The 24,676-nt window shown below is 49.2% G+C and carries 25 protein-coding genes, 1 pseudogene and 1 riboswitch; of the genes and pseudogenes, 3 read left to right on the plus strand and 23 right to left on the minus strand.

Annotated elements, in window-relative coordinates:
• Positions 1–81 precede the first annotated feature (81 nt).
• Entirely contained in the window at positions 82–1,350 is a 1,269-nt protein-coding gene (locus tag BQ2674_RS03115) for a hypothetical protein (protein ID WP_075572400.1), read from the plus strand.
• A gap of 28 nt (positions 1,351–1,378) precedes the next feature.
• Here the strand turns inward: BQ2674_RS03115 and BQ2674_RS03120 are convergent, their stop codons facing one another.
• The 3 genes from BQ2674_RS03120 to lexA form a co-directional block, all read right to left on the minus strand.
• Positions 1,379–2,773, minus strand: a complete 1,395-nt coding sequence (locus BQ2674_RS03120; RefSeq protein ID WP_075572401.1) for an NCS2 family permease — start codon at positions 2,771–2,773, stop codon at positions 1,379–1,381.
• A 41-nt stretch (positions 2,774–2,814) separates the two neighbouring features.
• Positions 2,815–3,687: a phosphoribosylaminoimidazolesuccinocarboxamide synthase gene (locus BQ2674_RS03125; RefSeq protein ID WP_075572402.1), complete on the minus strand. Its 873-nt coding sequence runs from the start codon at positions 3,685–3,687 to the stop codon at positions 2,815–2,817.
• Positions 3,688–3,820: 133 nt separating this feature from the next.
• A complete protein-coding gene (gene lexA / locus BQ2674_RS03130; RefSeq protein WP_075572403.1) occupies positions 3,821–4,438 on the minus strand; it encodes a transcriptional repressor LexA in 618 nt (205 codons plus the stop codon).
• A gap of 177 nt (positions 4,439–4,615) precedes the next feature.
• Here lexA and BQ2674_RS03135 point away from each other — a divergent pair, with 177 nt between their 5' ends.
• Positions 4,616–4,942 (plus strand): LysM peptidoglycan-binding domain-containing protein, encoded by a 327-nt coding sequence (locus tag BQ2674_RS03135; protein WP_075572404.1) that lies wholly within the window; start codon positions 4,616–4,618, stop codon positions 4,940–4,942.
• Here the strand turns inward: BQ2674_RS03135 and BQ2674_RS03140 are convergent.
• The gene (locus tag BQ2674_RS03140) at positions 4,939–5,934 is read right to left on the minus strand and encodes a site-specific integrase (RefSeq protein WP_075572405.1); all 996 of its coding nucleotides are present in this window, start codon (positions 5,932–5,934) and stop codon (positions 4,939–4,941) included. The genes BQ2674_RS03135 and BQ2674_RS03140 overlap by 4 nt on opposite strands.
• Positions 5,935–6,065: 131 nt before the next feature.
• On the opposite strand from BQ2674_RS03140, the gene BQ2674_RS08390 reads away from it, so the two are divergent.
• On the plus strand, positions 6,066–6,215 hold the full coding sequence (locus tag BQ2674_RS08390; protein ID WP_159427196.1) for a hypothetical protein: 150 nt from the start codon (positions 6,066–6,068) through the stop codon (positions 6,213–6,215).
• Between the two features lie 236 nt (positions 6,216–6,451).
• Here BQ2674_RS08390 and BQ2674_RS03145 read toward each other — a convergent pair.
• The 19 genes and pseudogenes from BQ2674_RS03145 to def all read right to left on the minus strand — a co-directional run.
• A pseudogene (locus BQ2674_RS03145) lies at positions 6,452–6,574 on the minus strand (transposase); the annotation flags it as partial.
• 500 nt (positions 6,575–7,074) lie between these two features.
• The gene (locus BQ2674_RS03150; protein WP_083222296.1) at positions 7,075–7,284 is read right to left on the minus strand and encodes a helix-turn-helix domain-containing protein; all 210 of its coding nucleotides are present in this window, start codon (positions 7,282–7,284) and stop codon (positions 7,075–7,077) included.
• A gap of 244 nt (positions 7,285–7,528) precedes the next feature.
• Entirely contained in the window at positions 7,529–8,812 is a 1,284-nt protein-coding gene (locus tag BQ2674_RS03155; RefSeq protein WP_075572406.1) for an amidohydrolase, read from the minus strand.
• A 16-nt stretch (positions 8,813–8,828) separates the two neighbouring features.
• Positions 8,829–10,070, minus strand: coding sequence for an adenosylhomocysteinase (locus BQ2674_RS03160; protein WP_075572407.1), 1,242 nt, complete (start codon positions 10,068–10,070; stop codon positions 8,829–8,831).
• Positions 10,071–10,085: 15 nt separating this feature from the next.
• The gene (gene mtnA, locus BQ2674_RS03165; RefSeq protein ID WP_075572408.1) at positions 10,086–11,150 is read right to left on the minus strand and encodes an S-methyl-5-thioribose-1-phosphate isomerase; all 1,065 of its coding nucleotides are present in this window, start codon (positions 11,148–11,150) and stop codon (positions 10,086–10,088) included.
• Positions 11,151–11,942 (minus strand): S-methyl-5'-thioadenosine phosphorylase, encoded by a 792-nt coding sequence (gene mtnP, locus BQ2674_RS03170; protein WP_075572409.1) that lies wholly within the window; start codon positions 11,940–11,942, stop codon positions 11,151–11,153.
• Between the two features lie 26 nt (positions 11,943–11,968).
• Positions 11,969–12,862 (minus strand): Hsp33 family molecular chaperone HslO, encoded by an 894-nt coding sequence (gene hslO / locus BQ2674_RS03175; protein ID WP_075572410.1) that lies wholly within the window; start codon positions 12,860–12,862, stop codon positions 11,969–11,971.
• 38 nt (positions 12,863–12,900) lie between these two features.
• Positions 12,901–14,067 carry a glycoside hydrolase family 3 protein gene (locus BQ2674_RS03180; RefSeq protein WP_075572411.1) on the minus strand — a complete coding sequence of 389 codons (1,167 nt, stop codon included), beginning with the start codon at positions 14,065–14,067 and terminating at the stop codon, positions 12,901–12,903.
• Positions 14,068–14,532 carry a 6,7-dimethyl-8-ribityllumazine synthase gene (ribH, locus tag BQ2674_RS03185; RefSeq protein WP_075572412.1) on the minus strand — a complete coding sequence of 155 codons (465 nt, stop codon included), beginning with the start codon at positions 14,530–14,532 and terminating at the stop codon, positions 14,068–14,070.
• Between the two features lie 24 nt (positions 14,533–14,556).
• Complete coding sequence (locus BQ2674_RS03190; RefSeq protein WP_075572413.1) at positions 14,557–15,198, minus strand: riboflavin synthase; 642 nt, start codon at positions 15,196–15,198, stop codon at positions 14,557–14,559.
• Positions 15,179–16,315 carry a bifunctional diaminohydroxyphosphoribosylaminopyrimidine deaminase/5-amino-6-(5-phosphoribosylamino)uracil reductase RibD gene (gene ribD, locus BQ2674_RS03195; RefSeq protein ID WP_075572414.1) on the minus strand — a complete coding sequence of 379 codons (1,137 nt, stop codon included), beginning with the start codon at positions 16,313–16,315 and terminating at the stop codon, positions 15,179–15,181. The genes BQ2674_RS03190 and ribD overlap by 20 nt, the downstream gene beginning before the upstream one ends.
• Positions 16,316–16,389: 74 nt before the next feature.
• Positions 16,390–16,519: riboswitch (FMN riboswitch) on the minus strand.
• 76 nt (positions 16,520–16,595) lie between these two features.
• Complete coding sequence (gene rpe, locus BQ2674_RS03200; RefSeq protein WP_075572415.1) at positions 16,596–17,249, minus strand: ribulose-phosphate 3-epimerase; 654 nt, start codon at positions 17,247–17,249, stop codon at positions 16,596–16,598.
• A 4-nt stretch (positions 17,250–17,253) separates the two neighbouring features.
• Complete coding sequence (rsgA, locus tag BQ2674_RS03205) at positions 17,254–18,108, minus strand: ribosome small subunit-dependent GTPase A (protein ID WP_075572416.1); 855 nt, start codon at positions 18,106–18,108, stop codon at positions 17,254–17,256.
• Between the two features lie 3 nt (positions 18,109–18,111).
• Positions 18,112–20,001: a Stk1 family PASTA domain-containing Ser/Thr kinase gene (gene pknB / locus BQ2674_RS03210; protein ID WP_075572417.1), complete on the minus strand. Its 1,890-nt coding sequence runs from the start codon at positions 19,999–20,001 to the stop codon at positions 18,112–18,114.
• Positions 20,002–20,052: 51 nt separating this feature from the next.
• The gene (locus tag BQ2674_RS03215) at positions 20,053–20,763 is read right to left on the minus strand and encodes a protein phosphatase 2C domain-containing protein (protein WP_075572418.1); all 711 of its coding nucleotides are present in this window, start codon (positions 20,761–20,763) and stop codon (positions 20,053–20,055) included.
• 48 nt (positions 20,764–20,811) lie between these two features.
• The gene (rlmN, locus tag BQ2674_RS03220; RefSeq protein ID WP_075572419.1) at positions 20,812–21,843 is read right to left on the minus strand and encodes a 23S rRNA (adenine(2503)-C(2))-methyltransferase RlmN; all 1,032 of its coding nucleotides are present in this window, start codon (positions 21,841–21,843) and stop codon (positions 20,812–20,814) included.
• A gap of 1 nt (position 21,844) precedes the next feature.
• Entirely contained in the window at positions 21,845–23,173 is a 1,329-nt protein-coding gene (rsmB, locus tag BQ2674_RS03225) for a 16S rRNA (cytosine(967)-C(5))-methyltransferase RsmB (protein WP_075572420.1), read from the minus strand.
• A 21-nt stretch (positions 23,174–23,194) separates the two neighbouring features.
• Positions 23,195–24,127 carry a methionyl-tRNA formyltransferase gene (fmt, locus tag BQ2674_RS03230; RefSeq protein WP_075572421.1) on the minus strand — a complete coding sequence of 311 codons (933 nt, stop codon included), beginning with the start codon at positions 24,125–24,127 and terminating at the stop codon, positions 23,195–23,197.
• Positions 24,127–24,591: a peptide deformylase gene (gene def / locus BQ2674_RS03235; RefSeq protein ID WP_075572422.1), complete on the minus strand. Its 465-nt coding sequence runs from the start codon at positions 24,589–24,591 to the stop codon at positions 24,127–24,129. Before def ends, fmt begins: the two co-directional genes overlap by 1 nt.
• Positions 24,592–24,676 lie beyond the last annotated feature (85 nt).

Consider the following 24,676-nt stretch of genomic DNA (forward strand, 5'->3'; position numbering starts at 1 on the left):
GTACTTTTAATAATTTTTTCCGCCTATTCTCATTACGTCTTGCCATACTGAGGCTATGGGGGAAAGACGGGAGGAATAAATATGGTCGAAGAAACAAAAAATTATGACTGGCAAGGCGTAATCGCAAAATATAACGGTGCCGAAAGAATTCCGGAAGAACCGGGAAAGAAGGCGGCTTATGCCTTAGGCAGAGCCTATTTCCAAGGACTGCGTGCAGATGAAGACAAAGTGAAATGGTGGCATTTAGCGAAAGATCTGTTTTTACGACTTGCAGCCGAAGAGAAATCGCCCTATGTCTGCGGCAAGCTGGCAACACTCTACGGGCTTGCCTATAATGAGCGGCCTTTCATTGAAGGTCTTGATAAAAAAGACGCGCTCGCCGAGGCCCTGGCCTATTACGAAGATGTATATGCCATGGGCGCCGAAGAGTACGATTTGTATCAATATGCGTCCCTATTATATAAGAGCTCATCAGCTTACGGGGCTCTGACGGACGTAAAAGAGCGCAGACGGCTGCGCGAAAAAGCCTATTTTCTCTATAAAGAGATAGTAGAGGGACACGAGGCAGGAGAGTTTGCAAAGAAAAGCGATCGGGCCTATATTCGATCGGCTTACGGTCTGTGCCGCTGCGGCCTTGACTTATACGGCAGTCAATCGACGTTTCAAAAAGAATGTACACTTTTATGCGGCAAGACTGTCGTTTCACCGCTTATGAAAGAACAAAAGCGGGACATATTCAAAACCTTGTGTCATGCCGTAGAGGCCGTGCGGCGCTACGAAGATTTGCCTTGCCGCATGGAGTCGCCTTGCGCATTACGGGAACAGACATACAGTTACGAGGCGCCGTGGGATATTTATTATATTTTGGGCCGAATTTTTGAATTTGCCGTGCTCTATGACTTGTTGCCCGACCGGCAGGAAGGCATAACCTCCTGCATTAAGTATTATACGTATGTATGCGAAATCGACAGAGACAGAAGAACCGCCCGTCTGCCGGTCAGCGGGTTTACACATATGTATAAGGCTTTATTGGAGTTTTATTTGTTTATAGGTGACGAAGAAAATGTGAAAAAATGTTTAGTGCAATACAAAGACTATATTGAGCCCCACAGGAGAGCCTTGACAAAGCTGCGGTTACATCTGCGTCACGGAAAGTATGAAGAAGTCCTCATGGAATTGGATGATGTGAACAGTTCCTTAACGGGTCTATCACCGCAAAAGAAAAAAGTGCTGCGCCAACTGACACAAGCTCTGTATACACAAAATGCCGCTCCCCTGGCAACACAATATAAGCCTTATGATATGAAACTTTACGCCTTGGCGGCACAAAAAAAACTGCAACCTTCATAAAAAGGCTGCAGCTCCGTAAGGCAACGTATTAAATAAAAATATATTTACAAATGAAAAGAACGGCCAATACATACATGAGAATACTGATTTTTTCCCGTTTTCCCGTCAGGAAATTGACGAGCACATAGGAAATGACGCCGAAGGAAATGCCTTCCGATACACTGTAGCAGAAAGGCATGGCAATAATCGTCAAGTAGGCAGGAATCGACTCGGTCAAATCGTTAAATTCAATACCCGTAATGGCACCGAGCATAAGAAAGCCCACAATAATAAGAGCCGGAGCCGTCGCGAAAGCGGGAATGGCCAGGAATACGGGTGATAAGAAGAGAGCCAGCAGAAAGAAGAATGCAACAAACATGGCCGTCAGACCGGTTTTGCCGCCTTCACTCACGCCGGTCGCGCTTTCGACGAAGGTCGTGACCGTACTCGTGCCCAACACGGCACCGGCAGTCGTCGCAACGGCGTCCGCCATTAAGGCGCCTTTTATGCGGGGAAGCTTGCCGTCCGCGTCAAGCATATTCGCCTTGGACGATACACCTATCAAGGTCCCGAGGGTATCGAAAATATCGACAAAGAGAAAAGCGAACATGACGACGAAGAAATCAAGAGTAAGCATGTTCGTAAAATCTATTTTGCCGAATATAGGCGCCATGGATGCGGGCATAAAAGCGGCCGCACCGGCGGAGAAGTCGGGGATTACGCTGAACATGTGCTGTGCCGGATCAGGCACATAGAGTCCCGTAAGTTCGCAAATGACGCCGAGAATCCACGTAAAAAGAATCCCCCAAAGGATATTGCCGCGCACCTTGCGTTCCATGAGCACCGCTGTAAACAGGACGCCTATGAGTGACAGGACGACTGTAATGCCGACAGTATGAAACGTTCCGGAAGCAATGGAAGCTTTAAAGGAAAAGAGGGAAATTTTCGTTGCCGGGTTGCCGACGACGACTTGCGCGTTAAATAAACCGATAAGTGCGATAAATAGGCCGATACCGGCAGAAACGGCTTTTTTCAGGGTCATCGGTATGGCATTGAAAATAGCTTCACGAATATTGGTCAATGACAGGACAATAAAAATAATACCTTCCACAAATACGGCGGACAGTGCCATTTCCCAGGAATACCCCATTTGCAGTACAACCGTATAGGCAAAAAATGCATTCAAGCCCATGCCCGGTGCCAACGCGAAGGGATAGTTCGCGAAGACAGCCATAAAAACGGTTCCCAGGCAGGAAGCCAGGACCGTTGCCGTTAAGACGGCACCCTTATCCATTCCCGTAGCACTTAAAATCGTGGGATTGACAGCCAAAATATAGGCCATTGTCATGAAAGTGGTAATACCGGCAAGAAATTCGGTCTTTACAGTAGTGCCGTTTTCACGCAAATGAAACATTCGCTCAATGAAACTGTTTTCTTCACTCATAGTACACGCTCCTTTAGTAAAATACAGCCGTTGCAAAAATATTATTCAGCCTTTTCGCCCGTAAGCAGTGTATAAGCCTCTTCATACTTGGCAACGGTCTTTTGAATAACATCCTCAGGCAGCAGGTAATCGCTGTCGGGATTGGCTTTTAACCAGTCGCGAACAAACTGTTTATCATAGGAAGGCTGAGACTGTCCGGGCTTATATCCTTCAAGGGGCCAAAAACGGGAGCTGTCGGGTGTAAGCATTTCGTCACCTAAAATAATATTACCGCCTTCATCAAGACCGAATTCAAACTTTGTATCGGCAATGATAATACCGCGGGAAAGGGCATAATCGGCACATTTCTTGTAAAGAGCCAACGTATAATCGCGAATTTTTTCAGCATATTCCCGGCCTTTACGGGGAAACAGCTTTTCCAGACAGGAGACGCTTTCTTCAAAGGATACATTTTCATCATGTTTTCCCGGTTCGGCTTTGGTACTGGGCGTAAAAATCGGTTCAGGCAATTTTTCCGATTCCTGCAAACCTGCAGGCAGGGAAATACCGCAGACCGTACCGTTTTTTTTATAGCTTTCCCAGCCGCTGCCCGTAATATAACCGCGAACGATGCATTCCAAAGGAAGCATAGTGAGCTTGCGGCATTTCATACTGTTGCCGATAAAGCCTTCCTGCCGAAAAAACTCGGGCATGTCTTCGGCTTCGACAGAAAGCATGTGGTTGGGCAGGATGTCTTTTGTGAAATCGAACCAGAATTTCGACATTTTCGTCAAAATAGCGCCCTTGTTCGTAATGCGGTTCTTCAAGATATGATCGAAGGCGGAAATACGGTCTGTTGCAACCATAATAATGCTGTCACCTGCATCATAGACTTCGCGTACCTTTCCGGACTTATACGGTTTGTATTCCTTCATGAATCGGCCTCCCTATAAAATAAATGGATTTTTAATACCTTACCATAATACCATGATTACGTGCGGCCGTCGACAAAAAACGGGATAATACCCGATATTGTGAGTATATCCCGTTATATTTTCATATATTATGTTAATAGGTTCTGAAAACGCCGATGACGACACCTAAAATCCGGCAATCGCGAATAATGATAGGTTCGTAATCGTCATTTTCCGGCTGCAGGCGAATATGATCCTTTTCGCGGTAAAAGCGTTTTACCGTTGCTTCATCTTCTATGAGGGCGACGACGATTTGGCCGTTTCGCGCAATATCCTGAGGGCGCACAATAAGAAGGTCATGTTCCAGTATACCTGCGTCTTTCATACTGTCACCGCGGACGGTGAGCATAAAGCAGTCATCATCGCCGACAAATTCCGCCGCAAAGGGGAAGACATCTTCGACATATTCATCCGCCAAAATTGGGGCACCTGCGCGAACCTCGCCGATGAGGGGAAGGGGAACAAGTTTTTTTGAACGCCACGTGCCTTCGTCGAGAAGCTCGATTTTTCTGTTTTTGGCCGGGTCGCGGCGAATAAAACCGCGTTCTTCCAGATCACGCAAATACTTGTGTACCGTAGATGTCGAGCTGAGACCGACTTCCGTACATATTTCGCGAACTGACGGCGGACAACCGCACGTGTGTATACATTCACGCAGATATTCCAATACTTGCCGTTGCCGTGTATTGAGCGTCTTTTCCGAGTTCATCATTATTATAGTTCACTCCAAGTCTTATGATGATTTTATTATAAACAATAGCCTATTAAAAAGCAAACATTTGTTTCCTTATTCCTTGACAAAACAAATGTTCGGCGATATAATAAAAACGTCAGGAGAACGAACGTTCGCGGAACATTTGTTTTCATCGGAGCAGAGGAGTGTAGGAGAATGAAAAGAAAAATTCGAAAAAAAAATCATACATACGGCACCATTCGCTTTATTTTTATGGCGGTAATACTGGTTGCGTCCTTGACGCAGCTCGGTTGGATCGGTAATTCTCACAAAGAATATGTAACAGTTCAAGTCCGTCAGGGTGACACGCTTTGGCAAATCGCCTCCGAGGCGACTGCCGACGGCGACGACGTACGTAATACGGTCGTCGATATAGTGAACGCCAACAATCTGGGCCATAACGAAGATATTTATCCCGGCCAAATATTGAATGTGCCCGTCTCGGAAAGTACTGCAGCACACATGCATATCAGCAACTCCTAATGAGATTTATCTCCGGTAATCTTAAAAATCGGATTATCAATGAGCCTGTCCGCTTCGTCAATATAACGGCGCACGATAGACTGGGATTTATGCCGCGTTTGACGCATAATTTGTCGTTCTTCCACGTGATGCTGCGCGGCCGATGTGGCAAAGCCGTGACGCAGACTGTGGGCGCCGTATTCCTTCGGGTCCATGCCGACGGCACTGACGTATTTCTTTACGATTAAGGCAATGGATTTATCCGATATATGTGTTTTGCGGAGAGTCCGATTTTTCGTAAAACCGCGAAATACGGGACCGGTCGTGATCTGAGCCGACTTCAGCCATTCCTTTAAGGCATGCACGGCACAAACTGATTTATCTTCTACTGCGGGAATGGCAATCATCTGGCCTTGGCCGACCTTATCGGTCTTCGTATTTCTCAGCGTAATGAGAAGACCTAAGCGGGAAAAACGCAAATCCTCCACATCGAGGCCCGCAATTTCGGAGCGCCTCATGGCACCGTAAAAACCGATTAACAAAATCGCCTTATCACGTGCCTGTTCAAGCTCATGACCATCCAAATGAAGGAGCATCTCCTTCAGATCATCAAAGAGAATCGGCATTTTTCCCTGTTGAAACGTACCTTTCATGCGTTTTATACCGCGCAGGGCATTTTTGACAAGTGGCATGCGGCACGGGTTATCGGCAAGGCCGGCCGCATCGAAATTTTCCGTAAGCGCGCTGATTCGCCGGGCTACCGTATTGGCCTTGGCGTTGTCGGCCAAGTCGTTTATGTAATTGACGATTGTCTCCGGCGCGGCAGGGAAATATGATACCTCGTGCTGCGTACACCAGTCACAAAAATCCTTCCAATCCGACGCATAGGCGGCGACCGTATTATCCGCATGAGCCACATAAATACTTTGGCGCGCCTTGTCCGTAAGGTTCTTGTTGTTTTCGACGGCCGCCGTTCGGCCGATATAAAAATCCTTTAAACTATCGTAATTCATAGAAAACTCCTATATAGCAAGCAACTGTAACATTCTAAAAACACGGATTTTATCACATTGACCGGTCTCTCGCCGTATATTAAAGTAGATTTAAGAAATAAAAAAGTGTCTCTAGGAGGTATTATGAAGTCATGAATATTCGAAAAATTACGAACGGCTTGCGCATAATTAACCTGATCCTCAGTGTGGTTGCATTATTCGTGACGGTCAAAGCACTGAAAGAAACCAAGTACGATTACGATGATGAGTATGAAGAAGATGAAGAGAATGAAGCATCGTAATTCGGCTTGGAATCGAGCCAAGGATTTTTCCTAAACTTTCATCATTAACTTCCGATAACGTTAAATTATCGGAAGTTATAGGCCGTACACATCATAGCACACCTTCAGAGTGTTTGTAAAGCGCTAATCTTCACCAATTATGAACGAATTAAAGTATCTCTCATAACTGCACGAAACATGCTGAAACCCTACAAAAGTTTTATATTTTTTTGGAAAATCGCGCGTCATGAATTATATATTATTTTTCCTATATCCACCTTTATGGTCCCATATATAGCTTGTCTTCTATATTTGGGCGCAAATACGATATGGTATTTGCATCTCCATTTACTGTGTGATAAGCTTTGTACGTCATTCATTGACAGTGAACCTCCTATCCGTTATGTGATGTGGTTGCCAGACCATCATCATTCTAACACAGGAGGTTCCTTCTTTTTCTATAAGTATTTTTTGCTCCCCCAGTAAACTGGGGGTTTAGTCATGCCTGTTCGGCGCCAATAAAAAAACTGGCTGATAGTCGTATCAGTCAGTTTTTTTATTATAGGGCTTGAATCTCCTGATTAGACATAACTACAAATCGATATCGTGGATTGGGCGATCGTTGTCAGTCGAATCATCAAAGCTCTCTACATGACGGCCATCTGCAAGCTTAATTGTATACTGGCACGATTCGTCATCATGTCTTTGCCAGACGTTCGCTTTGAACCCCGCCTGGCAGCTCAACTGTCCAATTCCAGTAGTTTCGCCCCCAATCGCCGAGGTGCCAATCTGTAGATTGATGCATGAGCCGGTTAAACCACGAAAAACCGGCATAATAGTTTATTTTCAGTGCTTTCATTTTTGTTTTCTCTTTTTTTATTTATTTTGACTTCGGGCCGAATACACGATCCATCCCTGCGGCAGTTACCAGCCAGATCCGCCCTGCTCGCCGCGCCTCATCAGCCGTAAACCGCGGCGCGAAATTTTTACCGCCCGTACAAGCACGCTGCACATTGCGCGGTAACGTGTCCCAGATGACCGCCGCTTCGGCAGCGGTCATGACCTCATGTAATGCGTTGTTGTGTACCACGTCTACAGCTCCTTTACATAAATCCGATCTCTTGCAGAGTTCTCCCTGATCGAAAAACTTTTTCAAGAGAGTACAGTCCCATTTTTCTTTTAAAAGTTGCGTCCTGAAACAAATGTATTCCCCGCCGGGCAGTAATCTATTTGCGGTCTGAATTTTCCTTCAATCAATGCCGATACGTCAACGACATACCCGTATTGCCGGCGGTAAGGCAAATATCGAATATTTAAACTCTTGTAACTCCGAATCAAATCTGTGCGAAGAGTTTATTTTTTGTCCGTTCCGCTTCGGATTTTATTTTTTCAATGTCCAAGGTGACAAATTCCTTGTTGTGCAGCAGGAGCTTTCCGTCTACAAAAACTGTATCCACGTCAAAGCTGTTTGCCGAGTAAGCCATTAAGGAAAGCGCGTCGTTTTTCGGATACCAATGAAGTCCCGAGCGGTCAATGCAGGTAATATCGGCTTTATAGCCTATTTCCAGCTTGCCTGCATCCGTATACCCCAAAGCCCTGGCACCGCATTCCGTCAGCATGTTGACGGCCGTTTCCGCCGGGATGGCCGTCGGTTCCAACGTATTTGCCTTGTGTACAAGTGCAGCTAAGCGCATTTCTTCAAAAATATCGAGATTATTATTGCTCGACGCTCCGTCTGTTCCCAAGGAAACGACAATGCCCTTTTCCAGCATCTTTTGTATAGGTGCAAAGCCGCTGGCCAGCTTCAGGTTGCTGCCCGGATTGTGGGCGACGCGCACCTTTTTCTTTGCCATTATCTCCATATCCGCCTCATCAATCCAGACACAGTGTGCCGCCAGGCAGCCGCCGTCAAAGACGCCGATGTCGTCGGCCCAGGCAATGGGTGACTTGCCGCATTGAGAGCGAATATTTTCCACTTCACCCTCGGTCTCGCTGAGATGCATATGTATTTCCGCCCCTACAGAGCGGGCCGTTTCCACGACTTTGCGCAGATACGGCTCCGGGCACGTATAAGGCGCATGGGGGCCGAACATGACTGTAATGCGGCCGTCACAGCTGCCATGCCAGTTGTTATAAAATTCCCTGTTTTCCTGAAGCGCTTCCTCCGCATTGGGCGTTATCCCCGTAAGGCCGCGGCACAGGCAGGCGCGGATACCGGCATCGCAGACCGCCTCGGCAACATGATCCATGAGGAAATACATATCCGCAAAGCTCGTCGTGCCGCAGCGCAGCATTTCGGCAATACCGAGCATGGTCTGAGCGTAGACAATATCACCGTCCAGCTTTGCCTCGGCAGGCCAAATCTTTTTCTCAAGCCAGTCCATGAGCTGCATGTCATCGGCATAGCTGCGAAAAACCGTCATCGCAATATGGTTGTGCGTATTGACAAAACCCGGCGTCGCGAGCATGCCCTTGCCGTCAATGCAGGTATCATATACGGATGTATCCGTTACTTCTACGGGAAAGCCCGTAATCCGGTCGTTCGTAATTTCAATATTTCGGGCTTCTTCTACAATATGATTGCGATAGACGGCAACATTTTTAAGTAAGGTTTTCATAAAACGTTTTACTCCTCTAGTCCAAGTTCAAATACTTGCGCTGCTCTTCCGTCAACGTATCGATGGCATATCCCATAGAGTGAAGCTTAATTGCAGCTACATTCGTATCTACTTCATGAGGCAAAACGTATACGCGATTTTCCAAGTTTTTCGCATTGTTTAAGATATACTTGGCGGCCAACGCCTGTACAGCAAAGGATAAATCCATGATTTCAGCGGGATGACCGTCACCGGCGGCGAGATTCACGAGTCGGCCTTCGGCAAGAAGGTTAATCATGCGACCGTCAGGAAGCTCGTATCCTTCTATATTGTGACGCACTTCGCTGTGGCGTACTGCCAGCGCTTCCAGTTCGGGCTTATTGATTTCCACGTCGAAATGACCGGCATTGGCAAGGAGAACACCGTCTTTCATTTTCTCCATGTGCCGGCCGCGAATAACATCTTTATTGCCTGTCAACGTGACGAAAATATCACCCGTTTCAGCCGCTTTTTCCATGGGCATGACTTCAAAACCGTCGAATACGGCTTCAATCGCCTTAATCGGATCGACCTCCGTAACGATAACATGGGCACCCAATCCTTTGGCACGCATGGCACAACCGCGACCGCACCAGCCGTAGCCGACGATAACAACGCGCTTGCCGACAACGGTCAAATTGGTCGTACGCATGATGCCGTCCCATGTGGACTGCCCCGTTCCGTAACGGTTGTCGAAAAGGTATTTACAATAGGCATCGTTTGCAGCGATCATGGGAAATTTCAGTTTCTTTTCTTTTTCCAGTCCGCGCAGCCTGTTCACGCCCGTCGTCGTCTCTTCCGTACCGCCGAGGAGCCGCTCCGTCGCGTCGCTGCGGGTCGTATGCAGGAGATGTACCAAATCGCCGCCGTCGTCAATGATAATATGCGGTTTGTGGTCGAGGGCTTTATTCAGATATGCGAAATATTCTTCTTCCGTGCAGCCGTGCTTTGCGTATACGATAAGACCGTCTTCCGCCAAGGCGGCTGCCACGTCATCCTGTGTCGATAAGGGATTGCTGCCCGTGACAATAACTTCCGCGCCGGCCTTATGCAAAACCGTCGCCAAATAAGCCGTTTTCGCTTCCAAATGGACGCTGACAACAACGGTCTTTCCCGTAAAGGTCTGCTGTTTTTTTAAAGTGTCGCCGATGTTGTTCAACGTCGGCATATACCGATCAACCCAAGCTATTTTTTTATGCCCGCTCGGCGCAAGGCTTATGTCGCAGATAATAGAATTCATAGCCAGTATCCTCTCTTATACGGTAAAAAATTTTGCCACGCTCTCCGGTGCAGGCGCTTCGATGACGCCCCGCTCCGTAATGATGGCCCTTATGTTTTCATGCGGCGTCACGTCAAAAGCCGGATTAAAGACGGCAATGTCCTTTAACGCAACGGGTACGCCCTGTATTTGTCGTACTTCATCATGATTTCTCTCTTCAATGGGAATTTCTTCACCCCTTTGCATGGATACATCAAAGGTCGATGTCGGCGCGGCGACATAAAAGGGCACGCCCAATTCCTTGGCCGCTATGGATAGGCCGTACGTACCGATTTTATTGGCCGTATCACCGTTTGCCGCAATACGATCGGCACCGACGATGACGGCGTCGACTTTTTTCGTCTTCATAACCCAGGCAGCCATATTGTCCGTTATGAGCGTAACGGGAATACCGTCGGCATAAAGCTCCGTCGCCGTCAGGCGGGCTCCCTGCAAAAGAGGGCGCGTCTCATCGGCATAGACCCGTTCAAGGCAGTTCTGTTCATGCAAAGCACGAACGACGCCCAAGGCCGTACCGATTTCGGCGGTCGCCAAGGCACCGGCATTGCAATGTGTAAGGAGTGTAAGCCTTTTTCGGCCCGCCTCTTCAAGCAGGGCTTCTGCACCGAACTTGGATATACGCCCGTTAATTGCTATATCATCTTTATGAATACGAACGGCTTCCCGCTCCAATGCGGTCGTAATCTGAGCCGGCGTCCGCCCCGCGGCACTTTCCGCCTCGACTGCTTTCATCATGCGCCGCAAGGCCCAATGCAGGTTGACTGCCGTAGGACGCACGGCAGCAAGGGAAGCGGCAATTTCTTCCAATTCCGCAATAAACGCAGTCGTCTTTTCACTGCCGCCGGCTTGGATCTCCGCCGCCGCTAAAACGACGGCATAAGCCGCAGCAATGCCTATAGCCGGTGCACCCCGCACGGCGAGAACGGAAATGGCCTCGCGTACTTCGCGCCATGACGTACAGCGGCGATATACTTCTTCCGACGGCAATTTTGTTTGATCCAATACTATAAGTGTTTTATTTTCCCAACGCAATGTTTTCATTTATGCCTTAAATCCGCCGTATTCCGCTAAGCCGTGGCGGCATTCGCAATCGTCGTCGCCGTATAATTCAATGGCATGCATCAAGAGGCTCTGAATACGCCGGGAATTTTCTTCCATACGCTCGTTTACTTCCGCATGTGTTTGCGGCTGATCGGCTATACCGGCAGCATAATTGGTAATCATGGAAACCGTGGCATAGCAAATTTCCGCCTCTTTTGCCAGGCATACTTCGGGAACTGTCGTCATACCGACAACGTCACCGCCCAGTTGACGGAACATCCGGATTTCCGCAGGCGTTTCAAAGCGAGGTCCCGACGTGCATACATAGGTACCGCCGTTGTGTACGGGATAGCCGAGGTCTTCGCCGGCTTTGACCAGGGCAGCGCGCACCTTCGGGCAATACGGCGTCGTCATGTCCACGTGGACGACGCCGTTGGCACCGCCGTCAAAGAAAGATTCATGGCGCGAGTTCGTAAAATCAATAAACTGGTCGGGCAGGACGAAATCGCCCGGCTTGCGTTCCCTCGTCATAGTCCCGACTGCAGTCGTCGCAAAAACAGCTGTTACGCCGAGACGTTTCAGGCCCAGAATATTTGCTCTGTAATTGATCAGGTGCGGCGGAATGGAATGCATCTTTCCATGGCGCGGCAGAAAGATGATTTCTTTACCGCCATACGTGCCGCGTAAATAATGAATCATGCCGTAAAACGTGGGCAAGCGGTCTTGCCGCACATTTTGGAGCAGCTTCGTATCGCATACTCCCGTACCTCCGATAATAGCAATCAAACTCATACGAATCACTCCTTACCCTGTAATTATTACTTATTTTCCGCCTTATTTTTACGGGCATAAAGCGCTGCCAATTCATCGTGGCTGATAACGTATTTTGCGCCGCAATACCGACAGGTCATTTCTACCTGCGGATCTTGCAGGAGCTCTTTTTTGTCTTCGTTCCGTAAAGAAAGAAGGACGTTCTCAATGCGCTCCAACGAACAGGTACAGCGCCAATAGAGGGGTTGCCTGAATAATTCTTTATAGTGCAGACCGTCCATAATCGTTTCGACCATCCCCTCTCCATTCGGATGGCTGCGTACATATGATGTAAATATGCCGATTTTGCGGATATTCTCCTCCACTTTCGCCAAGTCATCATTATTTGCGCCCGGCAAGGCCTGTACGAGAAATCCGCCGGAAACGGCAATCGAATAATCCCGCTCGACCAGTACGCCCAGATTTATGGTGGAACGTATCTGTTCGGATGTATAGAGGTAATATGCCAAATCTTCCGCGATTTCTCCCGACACTAACGGCGATTGGCTCGTATAGGTCGTCTTTTCCGGCGTAAATCGCGTTACCGCCACTTCACCGTCCGTGCCGACCGCTTTTCCGACATCAAGCTTCCCGTTCGCCTTAAGCGGCAAGTCAAGCTGCGGATTATCTACATAACCGCGCACCCTATTGGAATTGAAGGCGTCCGCATGAATGACACCGAGCGGTCCTTTGCCGTCAATGCGCAAGGTCACGCCCTCCCGATTTTTATAATCTCCCGCCAGAAGGAGCGCTCCCGTCATGGTTCGGCCCAAGGCGGCACAGGCTACCGGCGAGAGGCCGTGCTGCCGGCGCGCCGTTTCCGTAATATTCTTGGTCAGCGCCATGGCAACGCGTACGTTCTCCTCGCTCGTATAGTGGACAATATAATCTTTGCACTTCATTACTAAGTTTTCCTTTGCATGTATTCCGATAAAATTGACTAGCGCAGATTCAGGAGTTTCGTTTTTACAATCCGTTTGACCGATGCGTCCAGTCTTTCCCTGCCGATTCTTCCTTGGCGAAGTGCCTGCAGAATGCCGTTATATACTTTTTGCTCATGATCGTACTCATGACAGACCATAATGATATCCGCACCGGCGAGAATGGAACGGACGCCGAGTTCTTCAAACGAATACAGCTCCGTGACGGCGCCCATTTCCATGTCATCCGTAATGATAAGCCCCTTATACTGCAGTTCCTTACGCAACAGGTTCGTCATTACGGCGTATGAAAGACTGGCCGGGCGGTCACCGTCCAGGCCGGCATAGGTCAAGTGCGAGACAAGTACCATATAACGGTTCATATCATGAGAAGCAAACATTCTTGAAAACGGCTGAACGTCCCGCCGCAAAAGTTCCATCCGCGGCGCGGAAATAACGGATCCGGCCCGATGTGAATCGACAACGGCCTGACCGATGCCGGGAAAATGCTTCAGCACATATACGATATGTGCCCTTTCATAGCCGTAACCTGCATTGCTGACAAAATCGAATACCCGGTCGGGCGAGTCGCCGAAAGAACGCGAATCACTGCCGCTCACATCGGCAACGGGGGCAAAATTAAGGTTTATACCTATGTCCTTTAACTGCATCCCCATAGAAAAAGCATAATCTTTGGCCTCTTCTGCGTTGCCGGACAGCCCCGTTTCCCGCTGTGACGGCGGAACCGACAAGTCCGAACGCATGCGGGCTATATCACCGCCTTCCTCGTCGACGCCGATAAACAACGGCACCTTTTGCCCGGCTTCTTTTTGCAAATCGGACGTTAAAGTTCGGACTTGGTCGCGGTTGTGCATGTTTCGGTCAAAAAGGATGATATTGCCTATATTATACTCATGCAGCATACAGACCGTATCAGCGGACACGTCCGTACCTTGAATGCCGATCATGAGAAGTTGTCCCACTTTTTCAGCATCCGTCATGGATGCAACAATGCGTTCCGCTTCCTCGTCTACGGAAAAGACGCCTGTTTCTTCGCTTCCCGAATGTATGGGAAAGTCCTTTCCCCGTACGGTGTCGGTACTGCAACCGCTGCCAATCAGAAGCGCAGTCAGGCTCATAAGCAGGAGCAGGAGTCCGAAAAGTCTCGCTCCATTGCGGTCGGTCATTTATATGCTTTTCAACAAGTTCGCCATTTCAATGGCCGAACTGGCTACATCGAAACCCTTGTTGCCCGCTTTCGTGCCGGCCCGTTCAACGGCCTGTTCAATGTTTTCCGTCGTAACGACACCGAAGAGTACGGGAACACCGGTGTGCAGCGATATTTGCGCAATTCCCTTTGCAACTTCGTTGCAGACCAGATCATAATGGCTCGTAGCACCGCGAATAACGGCCCCCAGGCAAATAACGGCGTCGTATTTCCCGGAAGCGGCCAGCTTTTGTGCGGCCAAGGGGATTTCAAAAGCACCCGGGACCCATGCGGTCGTAATATCATCGTCATCAACGCCGTGGCGATGCAAGGCGTCATAAGCGCCGCCTAAAAGACGGCTGCCGATAAACTCGTTGAATCTGGCTACGACAATACCTATTTTAAGACCTGAACCGAGCAATTGTCCTTCTTTAATATGTGCCATAATATATCACTCCTCTTTAATATATCAAAATCCGTTTTCCAACAAGGTACTTAGGGTCAGCGTGTTTTTTTTACCGCCATAGGGTTCCGTAAAGCGCCGCACATACTTGCCGATAATATCCGTTTCCAAGTTGACGCAGGCGCCGACCGGCCTGTTCGGCAAGGTCGTGTTTCCCATCGTATGGGGAATGACGGATACGGAAAACTCCGTCCCGCCCACTTCGGCTACAGTCAGACTGATGCCGTCAATGGCAATAGAGCCTTTTTCTACAATATACGGAATCAGTTCCGGCGGCGTTTTTATATAAATAAATTGCGCAATGCCGTCTCGGACGATACGCGATACCGTTCCTGTTCCGTCTATGTGGCCGCTCACAATGTGACCGCCCATACGGCCGCCCATTTGCACGGCCCGTTCCAAATTGACTGCGGAGCCGCTGCGAATATCTTTTAAGGAAGAACGGCGCATAGTTTCATGCATGACGTCTGCAGAAAAGAAAGATTCGGACATATCCGTAACCGTAAGGCAGACGCCGTTAACGGCAATACTGTCGCCGATGTTCGTTCCGCCCAATACTTTATCGGCAAGAACGGTCAGTCTGATGGAATCCGGGCGTCTGTTCATAGTGCCGACGGTACCCAATTCCTCAATGATTCCAGTGAACATAGGCGCCCTCCCGGTTCTTATTATACGCTTCAATAAAGATATTGTTATCGTGAATTTCCGCCGTATCGTATATGAGTTCCATGCTTTCCGAGAGCTCGTCGGCACCGAGTCCGCCGACGGACGGTTTCGCATCGGCACCGCCAATAACCTTATCGCCGATAAAAGCGTATATCTTATCAACCAGGTTATCGTCAAAAAAAGCTCCTTGAACCGTACTGCCGCCTTCTATGAGTATGCTGTGAATGCCCATGTCGTACAACATGGTGAGCATCACCTGCAAATCCACTCTGTCCGTCTTGTCGAGCGGGGTGAGAAGCACCGTCACGCCGGCCTCTTCCAATGCTTGCCGTTTAGGGGCCGGGCAGTGCGCCGTTGTAACGACGATTGTCTTAGCCTGCTTATCCGTCACGAGAAGGGAGTTTAATTCCGTACGGCCCGCCGAATCGAGGATGACACGTGCCGGCTGACGCGGCGCCGTATGCCCTTCCCGTGTCGTACGGCTCGTCAAAAGCGGATTGTCCGCTTCGACCGTCTTGATGCCGACGAGAATGGCATCGTAAAGAGAGCGTAAATAATACCCCCGCTTACGTGCCCACGCATTGGTGATCCACTTGGATTTTCCCGTCCTTGTAGCCGTCGAACCGTCCAGACTCTGCGCCAGTTTAACGGCAATAAAAGGCTTTTGCGTAAGCATATTCTTAATAAACACTTCGTTTACCTTGATTGCCTCTTTCGATAAAAGCCCGACGATGACGGGAATTCCGGCATTGCGCAAAATAGCTGCTCCCTTACCGGCTACGAGCGGGTTCGGATCCAACATGGCACAGACTACCTTGGCTACGCCCGCTTTCACCAGCGCCCGCGCACACGGCGGAGTTCTGCCGTAGTGAGCGCACGGTTCCAACGTGACATATACCGTAGCGCCCTTTGCCCGGGCTCCCGCTTCCTTTAAGGCCCATACCTCCGCATGAGGCGTGCCTGCCCGGTGATGGTAGCCCTTGCCGACGATTTCCCCGTCTTTTACGATAACACAGCCGACCGACGGGTTCGGCGACGTATACCCCATGCCTATTCGCGCCAAGGCAAGCGCTTCTTCCATGAACGCAGCTTCTTCCACTACTTTCACCTCTTTTTAACGATATAAAAAGGCTATTGGCAAAAACCAATAGCCTCATATGAGCATAACAAATAAACTGTCTTTTTCATCCAGACTGTCACTGTCGGTACCGGAATCGCACCGGTTCTGCCGTAAAGCTCGCGGACTGTCACCGCCGGTCAGGAGTTGAAAGCCGTGCTTTCTCACCTTGCCTCAAAGACTATGGACAGTATGCATTTTTCTATTGCAAATTATATCATACATGTACGGTCAAAACAAGAAAAGACGGCCTTTATTAAAATTACGGCTGCCGCCGTAATGACGCAATGGCAGCCGCTCTGTCTGCTTTTCCGAAAACGGCGCTGCCCGCTACAACCCACGTAGCGCCCGCTTCAACAACACTGTGCACGATTTCCGCATTAATACCGCCGTCCACCTCGATGACGGCCCGTGTATTGCCGGCAGTCTTTAAGAGTTCTGCGGCAACTTTTATCTTATCGACCGAATAGGGAATGAATTTTTGTCCGCCGAAGCCCGGATTAACGCTCATAATGAGTACCATATCGACGAGAGAAGCGACACATGCCAAGGTCTCGACAGGTGTGGACGGATTAAGGGCCACACCGCACTTCATTCGATTTTCTTTAATCTGATGCAGGACGCGGTCCAAATGAGGACATACTTCCTGATGAACCGTTACGTACTGCACGCCTGCTGCGGCAAGGCTTTCAATATAGTTTTCCGGATGTTCCACCATAAGGTGAGTGTCAAAAAGGAGGTTCGTCCAATTGCGCAACGCCGCAATGACAGGTACGCCGAAGGTAAGGTTCGGGACAAAATGGCCGTCCATCAAATCGAGATGAACGAAGTCGGCCCCTCCCTTTTCAATGTCTTTCAATTCGTCGGCAAGACGGGAAAAGTCCGCTGATAACAGTGACGGTCCGATTTGAATCATAGTTTTATTTCCTTTCCTGAATAGAATCCGTTACTTTGCAATATGTTTCATATCGCTCCGGTAAAATTTTTCCCGCCGTTAACGCCTCTTTTACGGAACAGTCCGGTTCAAAACGATGAACACATGACGAAAAGCGGCAGCGGCCGGCATGGGTCGCCAAATCCGGCATCAAAGGCAGGATTTCATGTGCTTTTAAATGCGAGAAATCGAGGGCGCTGAATCCGGGCGTATCGACGACATAGGTTTTTTCGTCAAGCTTCATAATTTCAGAGTGACGCGTCGTGTGGCGGCCTCTGCCGATTTTATCACTCACGGCGCCGACAGTCAGTTTTTTGCCGACAATGCGTGTCAGCAGACTTGATTTCCCGACGCCGGACGGACCGCCGAAAGCGGTCACCTTACCGCTTAACCGTTCGCGCACGGCAGCCAGACCTTTGCCGGTCATAGCGGAAACAAGAAAGACTTCATAGCCGCAGCACCTGTAAAAGGCGGCGTATTCTGCCGCTGTTTCCCGATCCAAATCACACTTGTTAAAGCAAAGAGACGGATGAATACCGCCATACTCGCAGGTCATGAGCATTTGATCAATGAGAAAGCGATTGGGATTCGGCGCAGCCGCGGCCATGACGATGAACATACCGTCTATGTTGGCTACAGCCGGCCGAATGAGTTTGTTCATACGGGGCAGGACTTTTTCCACGACGCCTTTCCCCGGATCGGTTGCCGTAAATTCCAACAAATCGCCGACGAGGACTTTCTCTTTCAATTTGCCGCGGCGGCGGCATTCAATACAGTCACCGCTGCCCGTATCGACATAGTAATAACCGTTGTAGTTTTTTATGACGCGGCCTTTGGGCATAGGTTATAATTCCTCTTCCTGTACGAGCGCATTGTTAATATATACTTTTACCTTCGTCTTGCCCGTTCCGGTGACACTCTTGGAAACATTGTCACCGCCGGACTGCATTTTGTCATAGACGGTCCTTGAACCGTTATCGTCTTCGACGACAATCTGGACGTGCTGGCCCGAAGCACCGCTGGGAACACTGATATTGACTGTTCCCGAATGAGTCGTTCCGCTTTTCGGCGTATCTGCCGACGCATATTCAATCGTCAGATCAACCGTATTGCCGCTGCCCGGCGTCTGGGCCGTTACCTTTGCCTGATTATTGGACTTATTGGCGTCAATGCCGCTGATAGTCCCTATCGTATAACCGGCATTTTGCAAGGTTGTAATAGCCGTATCCAAGGTCATGCCGATCGTACTGGGCGCGTCTTTTGCCTTTTTACCGTCATTCTTGCAGACGACGACATCTATTTTGGCGCCTTTGGCGGCTTTTTCCGGTGAAGACGGCGTTTGACCGATAATCTTGCCCTCCGCATATTCATCGCTGGGTGCATACGTTACACTGCCGACGGATAAGTGAATTTCTCTGAGCATCTTATCCGCTTCCGATACGGAAAGGCCGCGCAAATCGGGAATCAACACTTCCGTCCCCTCATTCCCCTTGCTGACAGTGAGATAAATGGTACGGTTCGCTTTAACGACGGAGCCGCCGCTCGGCGTCTGCGCAATAACTTCACCGATAGGCACGTCGGCACTTTCCACTTCTTTGACGGATACGGAAAGATTCTTTTTAGTCAATATGGATCTGGCGATTTCCACCTGCTTTCCCGTTACGTCGGGAACGGTAATATTTTCGGTGCTCCAGAAATTGCCGAATGAAAAAAATGCCCAAAGAAAGGCGGCAATGAATATACCTGCCATACTGAAGACGATGGTCTTTTTCGAGTGATTGCTGATGGAATCAATTATGCGAACGAAAATATTTTTCTTCTTTTCTTCTTCGTGCTTGCGCCGCGGCACGGCTTGAAGCTGCTGCGTATTGAAGTTGTTTTTTATAATGGGCATAGCCCCTTTATTACTGTTGACAAAGCCTTGGGACAGGCGCAATTCGGACATCATCTCCACGATTGTCTGAAAGCGGTCGTCCGGATTTTTGGCCAGCGCCTTCAGGATGCAGCGCTCTACCAAATGGGGAATACGGCGGTTATACTTTGTCGGCAAAACCACGTCATCCTGCACATGTTGTAAGGCGATGCCGATGGGGGTCTCTCCTTCAAAAGGCACGACACCGGTCATCATTTCATACATGACGACGCCTAAAGAGTAAATATCCGTTCGCTCATCTACGGGAGCCCCGGCTGCCTGCTCGGGAGAAAAATAATGAACCGAGCCGACGACGGAATCGTCATTCAAATTGGCCGTATTGGAATTTACGGCTCTGGCAATACCGAAATCCGCAACTTTCACGCGTCCCGTTTCCGTGACCAGGATGTTATGAGGCTTAATATCGCAGTGAACAATGCCGTTAGCATGGGCATGCTGCAAGGCGTCGCCGATGTCGAAAGTAATTTGAATGGCCGTATTAATGGGCAAATGGCCGTGTTTATCAATATAGTCCTTCAATGTTTCGCCGCGCACGAATTCCATGACCAAATAATGCACATTCCGGTCATAACCGACGTCGTACATATTAACAATATTCGGATGCGACAGCTTTGCCGCCGCCTGCGCTTCCTGATGAAAACGCATAACAAAATCCCGATCCTCACTGTACTTGCTGTGCAGTATCTTTACGGCAACAATACGATCAAGCAGAATGTCCTGAGCTTTATATACACTTGCCATCCCGCCGGAGCCGACTTTTTCCAGTATTTTATATCTGTTATCCAATATATGACCGATCATATCAGAATCTCCATCACTTTCATACTAATCTCAAGTATCCGCCGAATTCGGTTAAACCGTTTTTAAAATAACCGTTCCGTTGTCCGGCGCACCTTCTTCATAAATAAGAGCAAACAAATCCTTTACAATTTGCCGCTCCGACCGGGCCGTATCCGCCAGGAAGCCGGCTATCCTCTTTTCATCGAGGCAGCCGGTCAAGCCGTCCGAACAAAGGAGAATGCGATCGCCCGGTGCAACCGGGAAATCTCCTCCGTCAACAGGCAGCTCTCGCTCCACACCGACGGCTCGTGTCAATACATGCCTTTGCGGATGCGTTTCCGCCTCGGCCGCCGTAATGCGGTGTTTGGCCAGTAAATCATGAATAACCGTATGATCCGTTGATATTTGCCGTAATGCACCGCCTTTGGGCAATATATAGATGCGGCTGTCACCGACATGGGCCCAATAAGCCGTACGATCCGCGACGGCAACGACGGAAAGTGTCGTTCCCATGCCCTGCAGAGACGGATCTATGGCGATTTTACTGAGGATACAGTCATTTGCGTAAAGAGCGGCCCTTTTCAATTGTTCTGCAGAACCGTGAGTATAATTGGCAAAATAGAACGCCACTGAATTTACGGCTGTACGGCTGGCTATTTCGCCGCCTATATAACCGCCCATCCCGTCAGCGACGGCCATAATATCACCGTTTTCACTGATATAAAAGGAATCTTCATTAATGCTTCGGACCAAACCGATTCGCGATTCCCCGTAAATACCCAAAGTTTCACATCCTCCCTGTATCCGTAGTGATACGTGACCGGATCTGTATTACTGCTTCTGCATGCGTTTTATGCGAAGCTGGCCGCATGCAGCCTGTATATTGCCGCCCATTTCCCGACGTAATGTAATATTGATGCCGTGTTCTTTCAAATATCCTGTAAAACGACGTATTTCCTTTTGCGAAGGACGGCATAAGCCTACATCATAATTATCGTTAACAGGTATGGCGTTGACCAGTATATTTCTCCCGCCTAAAAGGTGCCGTAATTCGTCGGCACAGGCAAGCGTACAATTCAAATCTTTAATTAAAATATATTCAAAGGTCACTTTTCTGCCTGTCCGGTCAAAATACCGATCACAGGCGGTCAAGATATTTTTCAATGTGTATGTATCGGCGACAGGCATAATGGAGCGCCGCAGATTGTCGTTCGGCGCATGCAGGGAAACGGCAAGATTGAGTGGCAGTCCTTCCGTTGCCAAGCGCTCCATAGCCGGCACAATACCGGAGGTGGACAGTGTCATATTGCGATAGCCGAGATAAAAAGTATCTTTTTCATGGATGAGTCGTAAAAAAGAGAGGACATTATCGTAATTCAACAAGGGCTCCCCCGTCCCCATAAGAACAACGGAATGAAGGCCGGCCGTAACATATTTACGAAAAGCCAAAAGCTGCAATACCATTTCGCCGACTGTCAAATTGCGAATAAAACCGTTTTTCGCGGAGGCGCAGAAAGCACAATTTACGGCACAGCCGACTTGTGACGAAAGACAGACGGAGTTGCCGTAAGCGTGTTTCATAAGTACCGTTTCCACGGTCTGCCCGTCATAAAATTCCAGCAGCAGCTTCACCGTGTTGTCGTCCGGCGCTTTTTGTATATCTGCAAGCACGGGAAAGCAAATGGGCAGCTCCCCGGCAAGGGTTTCTCTGTCTCCCTGCGGCAGAAGGGTCATTTCATGCCAGGAAAAAACGTTCTGTTTGTATATGTAGTGCAAAATTTGGTCGGCTCTGAATTTTTTTATCCCTCGTTCGACAAGGAATGCCTGCAGGTCCGCCCTGTTCATAGCAAAAATATCGTTCATCCTATTCCTTTTTCTTAAGCTTGGCAATGAAAAAGCCGTCCAATCCGTCCCTCTGCGGCAAAATTCGCAAGTACGGTTCATCATGAGAAAAACCGAGTTCCGTACCGACGGGAATTACTTCAAATTCTTTATGGCGTTGCAGGAAATCGCCGACGACGGCACCGTTTTCTTCTTCATTTATAGTACACGTACTGTATACCAGCGTACCGCCGAGCTTTACACATTGCGCGGCACTTTCCAGAATACGCCTCTGTAAGGCCGGCAAGGGCTTTATATCTTCCGGCCGTTTCCGCCAGCGCAAATCCGGCTTATGACGTAAAATGCCGAGTCCCGAACAGGGCGCATCAACAAGCACGCAGTCCGCCTTATCAGTGTAAAGGGACCCTATTTTTTCCGCATCCTGCAGAACGACTTTTATATTCTTCAACCCCAGGCGAACCGCATTTTCTTCAATCAATTTCAATTTATGAGCGTATATGTCAAAGGCATATACGCGGCAGGTTTCCCCGCCGAGTGCGGCCAAATGAGTAGCTTTACCGCCCGGCGCGGCGCAGAGATCAAAAATAATGTTCCCCGGCTGCGGCCCCACAATATGGGCTGCCAATTGGGACGGCTCGTCCTGAATGAGTTCTAAGCCTTCAGCAACAATGCGCAGCTTATGAATCCCCGGATTGGTATCCAGGTAAATACCTTCCGGCGCGTGCTCCGCCGCGCGGCAGATAAAACCGTGCGCACGCAACCGTTCCATCAGGCCGGCCCGCGATATACGATTCGTATTGGCGCGAATGCACAGGGGCGGAACCGTATCAAAGTAGCGGCATAAAGCTGCCGTTTCCTCTTCGCCGAAATCTTTCAGCCACTTTCTGATCAACCAGGCCTGTTGATGGTATGTAAGCGATAAGTGCATTACCAAGTCGTCTTCCGGCCCGGGAACGACCAACTCATCCCGGCGTCGCAGACTGCCGCGCAATAAGGCATTGACAAAGCGTGACATCCCCGTATTGCCGAACCGTTTCGCAGCCGTAACCGCTTCATTGCAGGCTGCCGACGGCGGCACCCGATCCATAAAAAAAAGCTGATATAAACCGATTCGCAAAACAGCCAGACACACGGGATCGAGTTTTTCCGCCCTACGCGTGCCGAGGCGGTTGACGATCCAGTCTAAATAATTCAAAGAGCGCAGAGTACCGTATACGAGTTCCGTATAAAAGCGGCGCTCGCGATCGTCGAATTTTTGTTTTTTTATTGTCTGCGATACGGCAATATTGCTGTATGCGCCGTCCTTACAAACGGCCAAGAGCGTATGAAATGCGGCAGTGCGCGCGTCCATATATATTCTCCAGTCATATGCTTATGAATTTGTCAGCATCATATCCGTGTCGATATGACGGCTCCGCAAAAATTGTGCCGTCGTCATGCGTTTACGGCTTTCAGGCTGTACTTCTTTAACAGCGAGAGCATCTTTACCGGTCTGGACGATGAAGGTATTCTTCGTTACACCAATAACCGTTCCCGGTGCCGCATCATTTCCCCCCGCTATGTCGGCGGCCCAAATTTTTAAGCGCTTACCGTCCATAAATGTATACGCACCGGGCTGCGGATCCAGGGCACGCAGCCTGCGCTCGATGACGACGGCTTCATCAGTCCAGTCGATCAGAGCCAGCGATTTGTCAATTTTTGCCGTATACGTCGCGAGTTCAGGGTTTTGAGGAGATGCCTTCTTTTCATATGCAGCCAAATCCCGCAACACCGTGCAGAGTGTCTCCTTTCCTAAAACGGCCAACTTTTCAAAGAGCGTTGCCGCCGTTTCTGCCGGAGCAACGGGTATCATTGCCTGTGTCAATATATCGCCCGTGTCCATACCTTCATCAAGACGCATGACGGAAACACCCGTTACGGTGTCTCCCGCGAGGAGCGCATATTGTATGGGCGCGGCACCGCGATATTTAGGCAATAACGACGCATGCACATTAAGACAGCCGTGCGGTGCCGCCGTCAAAAGGGCAGGCGGCAATATTTTTCCGTACGCAATGACGACGATTACCTCCGGCCGAAGGCGGCGAAAGCCGTCGATTACGGCCTCATCCCGCAGCGTCAACGGCTGGAAAACGGGCAGGCCCAACTCGACGGCCTTCGTCTTGACGGGCGAAAAAGAAAAGGATTTGCCTCGGCCGCGCTGTTTATCCGGTTGTGTTACGACACCTGCGATTTCATGCCCCGCTTCCGCTAAGGAGGCTAAAGAAGGGACGGAAAAATCGGGTGTACCCATAAATAAAATTCTCATTATGCTTCGTCCACTTTGCGTAAATTCACGGCTTTTTCCGTAAATAAATGACCTGCCAGGTGATCCATTTCATGCTGAAAAATACGCGCTAAAAATCCTTCCGGCTCATAGATTACCGCTTTGCCGTAGCGATTTTTCGCGCGCACTTTAATCTTCGTATAGCGCCGCACATCTCCGTATATGCCCGGGACGCTTAAGCATCCTTCCGGTCCGTATTCCATTTCTTCCGAAGTCTCAAGAAGTTCCGGATTAATCAGCTCAATTAAGCCGCTGCCGTCATCAAGGACGATTAATTGAAGGGATTCGTTTATTTGCGGCGCCGCCAAGCCTACGCCTTCGGCGGCATACATGGTCGTCGCCATATCGTCAAGAAGCCGTTTAATACGTTTCGTTATGGTTTTTACAGGCTCTGCAGCCGTAGCCAGTACGGGCGCACCGGCTTTAACAATGCGTAAAGACGCCATTTATACTTTCTCCCATATATTTTTTCTCAATGTATCCCTATTATATCCCATTTCCTACAGTAATACCATAGCACATGTAGACCCG

Origin of the sequence: Megasphaera coli, assembly GCF_900095855.1 — a bacterium.
In the GTDB taxonomy this organism is placed as follows: Bacteria; Bacillota; Negativicutes; order Veillonellales; family Megasphaeraceae; genus Megasphaera; species Megasphaera massiliensis_A.

Bases quoted from the DNA above. Each gene is read 5' to 3' on its own strand.
- BQ2674_RS03115 (WP_075572400.1), top strand. From the start codon at position 82: ATGGTCGAAGAAACAAAAAATTATGACTGGCAAGGCGTAATCGCAAAA.
- BQ2674_RS03120 (WP_075572401.1), bottom strand. From the start codon at position 2,773: ATGAGTGAAGAAAACAGTTTCATTGAGCGAATGTTTCATTTGCGTGAA.
- BQ2674_RS03125 (WP_075572402.1), bottom strand. From the start codon at position 3,687: ATGAAGGAATACAAACCGTATAAGTCCGGAAAGGTACGCGAAGTCTAT.
- lexA (WP_075572403.1), bottom strand. From the start codon at position 4,438: ATGATGAACTCGGAAAAGACGCTCAATACACGGCAACGGCAAGTATTG.
- BQ2674_RS03135 (WP_075572404.1), top strand. From the start codon at position 4,616: ATGAAAAGAAAAATTCGAAAAAAAAATCATACATACGGCACCATTCGC.
- BQ2674_RS03140 (WP_075572405.1), bottom strand. From the start codon at position 5,934: ATGAATTACGATAGTTTAAAGGATTTTTATATCGGCCGAACGGCGGCC.
- BQ2674_RS08390 (WP_159427196.1), top strand. From the start codon at position 6,066: ATGAATATTCGAAAAATTACGAACGGCTTGCGCATAATTAACCTGATC.
- BQ2674_RS03155 (WP_075572406.1), bottom strand. From the start codon at position 8,812: ATGAAAACCTTACTTAAAAATGTTGCCGTCTATCGCAATCATATTGTA.
- BQ2674_RS03160 (WP_075572407.1), bottom strand. From the start codon at position 10,070: ATGAATTCTATTATCTGCGACATAAGCCTTGCGCCGAGCGGGCATAAA.
- mtnA (WP_075572408.1), bottom strand. From the start codon at position 11,150: ATGAAAACATTGCGTTGGGAAAATAAAACACTTATAGTATTGGATCAA.
- mtnP (WP_075572409.1), bottom strand. From the start codon at position 11,942: ATGAGTTTGATTGCTATTATCGGAGGTACGGGAGTATGCGATACGAAG.
- hslO (WP_075572410.1), bottom strand. From the start codon at position 12,862: ATGAAGTGCAAAGATTATATTGTCCACTATACGAGCGAGGAGAACGTA.
- BQ2674_RS03180 (WP_075572411.1), bottom strand. From the start codon at position 14,067: ATGACCGACCGCAATGGAGCGAGACTTTTCGGACTCCTGCTCCTGCTT.
- ribH (WP_075572412.1), bottom strand. From the start codon at position 14,532: ATGGCACATATTAAAGAAGGACAATTGCTCGGTTCAGGTCTTAAAATA.
- BQ2674_RS03190 (WP_075572413.1), bottom strand. From the start codon at position 15,198: ATGTTCACTGGAATCATTGAGGAATTGGGTACCGTCGGCACTATGAAC.
- rpe (WP_075572415.1), bottom strand. From the start codon at position 17,249: ATGATTCAAATCGGACCGTCACTGTTATCAGCGGACTTTTCCCGTCTT.
- rsgA (WP_075572416.1), bottom strand. From the start codon at position 18,108: ATGCCCAAAGGCCGCGTCATAAAAAACTACAACGGTTATTACTATGTC.
- pknB (WP_075572417.1), bottom strand. From the start codon at position 20,001: ATGATCGGTCATATATTGGATAACAGATATAAAATACTGGAAAAAGTC.
- rlmN (WP_075572419.1), bottom strand. From the start codon at position 21,843: ATGAACGATATTTTTGCTATGAACAGGGCGGACCTGCAGGCATTCCTT.
- rsmB (WP_075572420.1), bottom strand. From the start codon at position 23,173: ATGGACGCGCGCACTGCCGCATTTCATACGCTCTTGGCCGTTTGTAAG.
- fmt (WP_075572421.1), bottom strand. From the start codon at position 24,127: ATGAGAATTTTATTTATGGGTACACCCGATTTTTCCGTCCCTTCTTTA.
- def (WP_075572422.1), bottom strand. From the start codon at position 24,591: ATGGCGTCTTTACGCATTGTTAAAGCCGGTGCGCCCGTACTGGCTACG.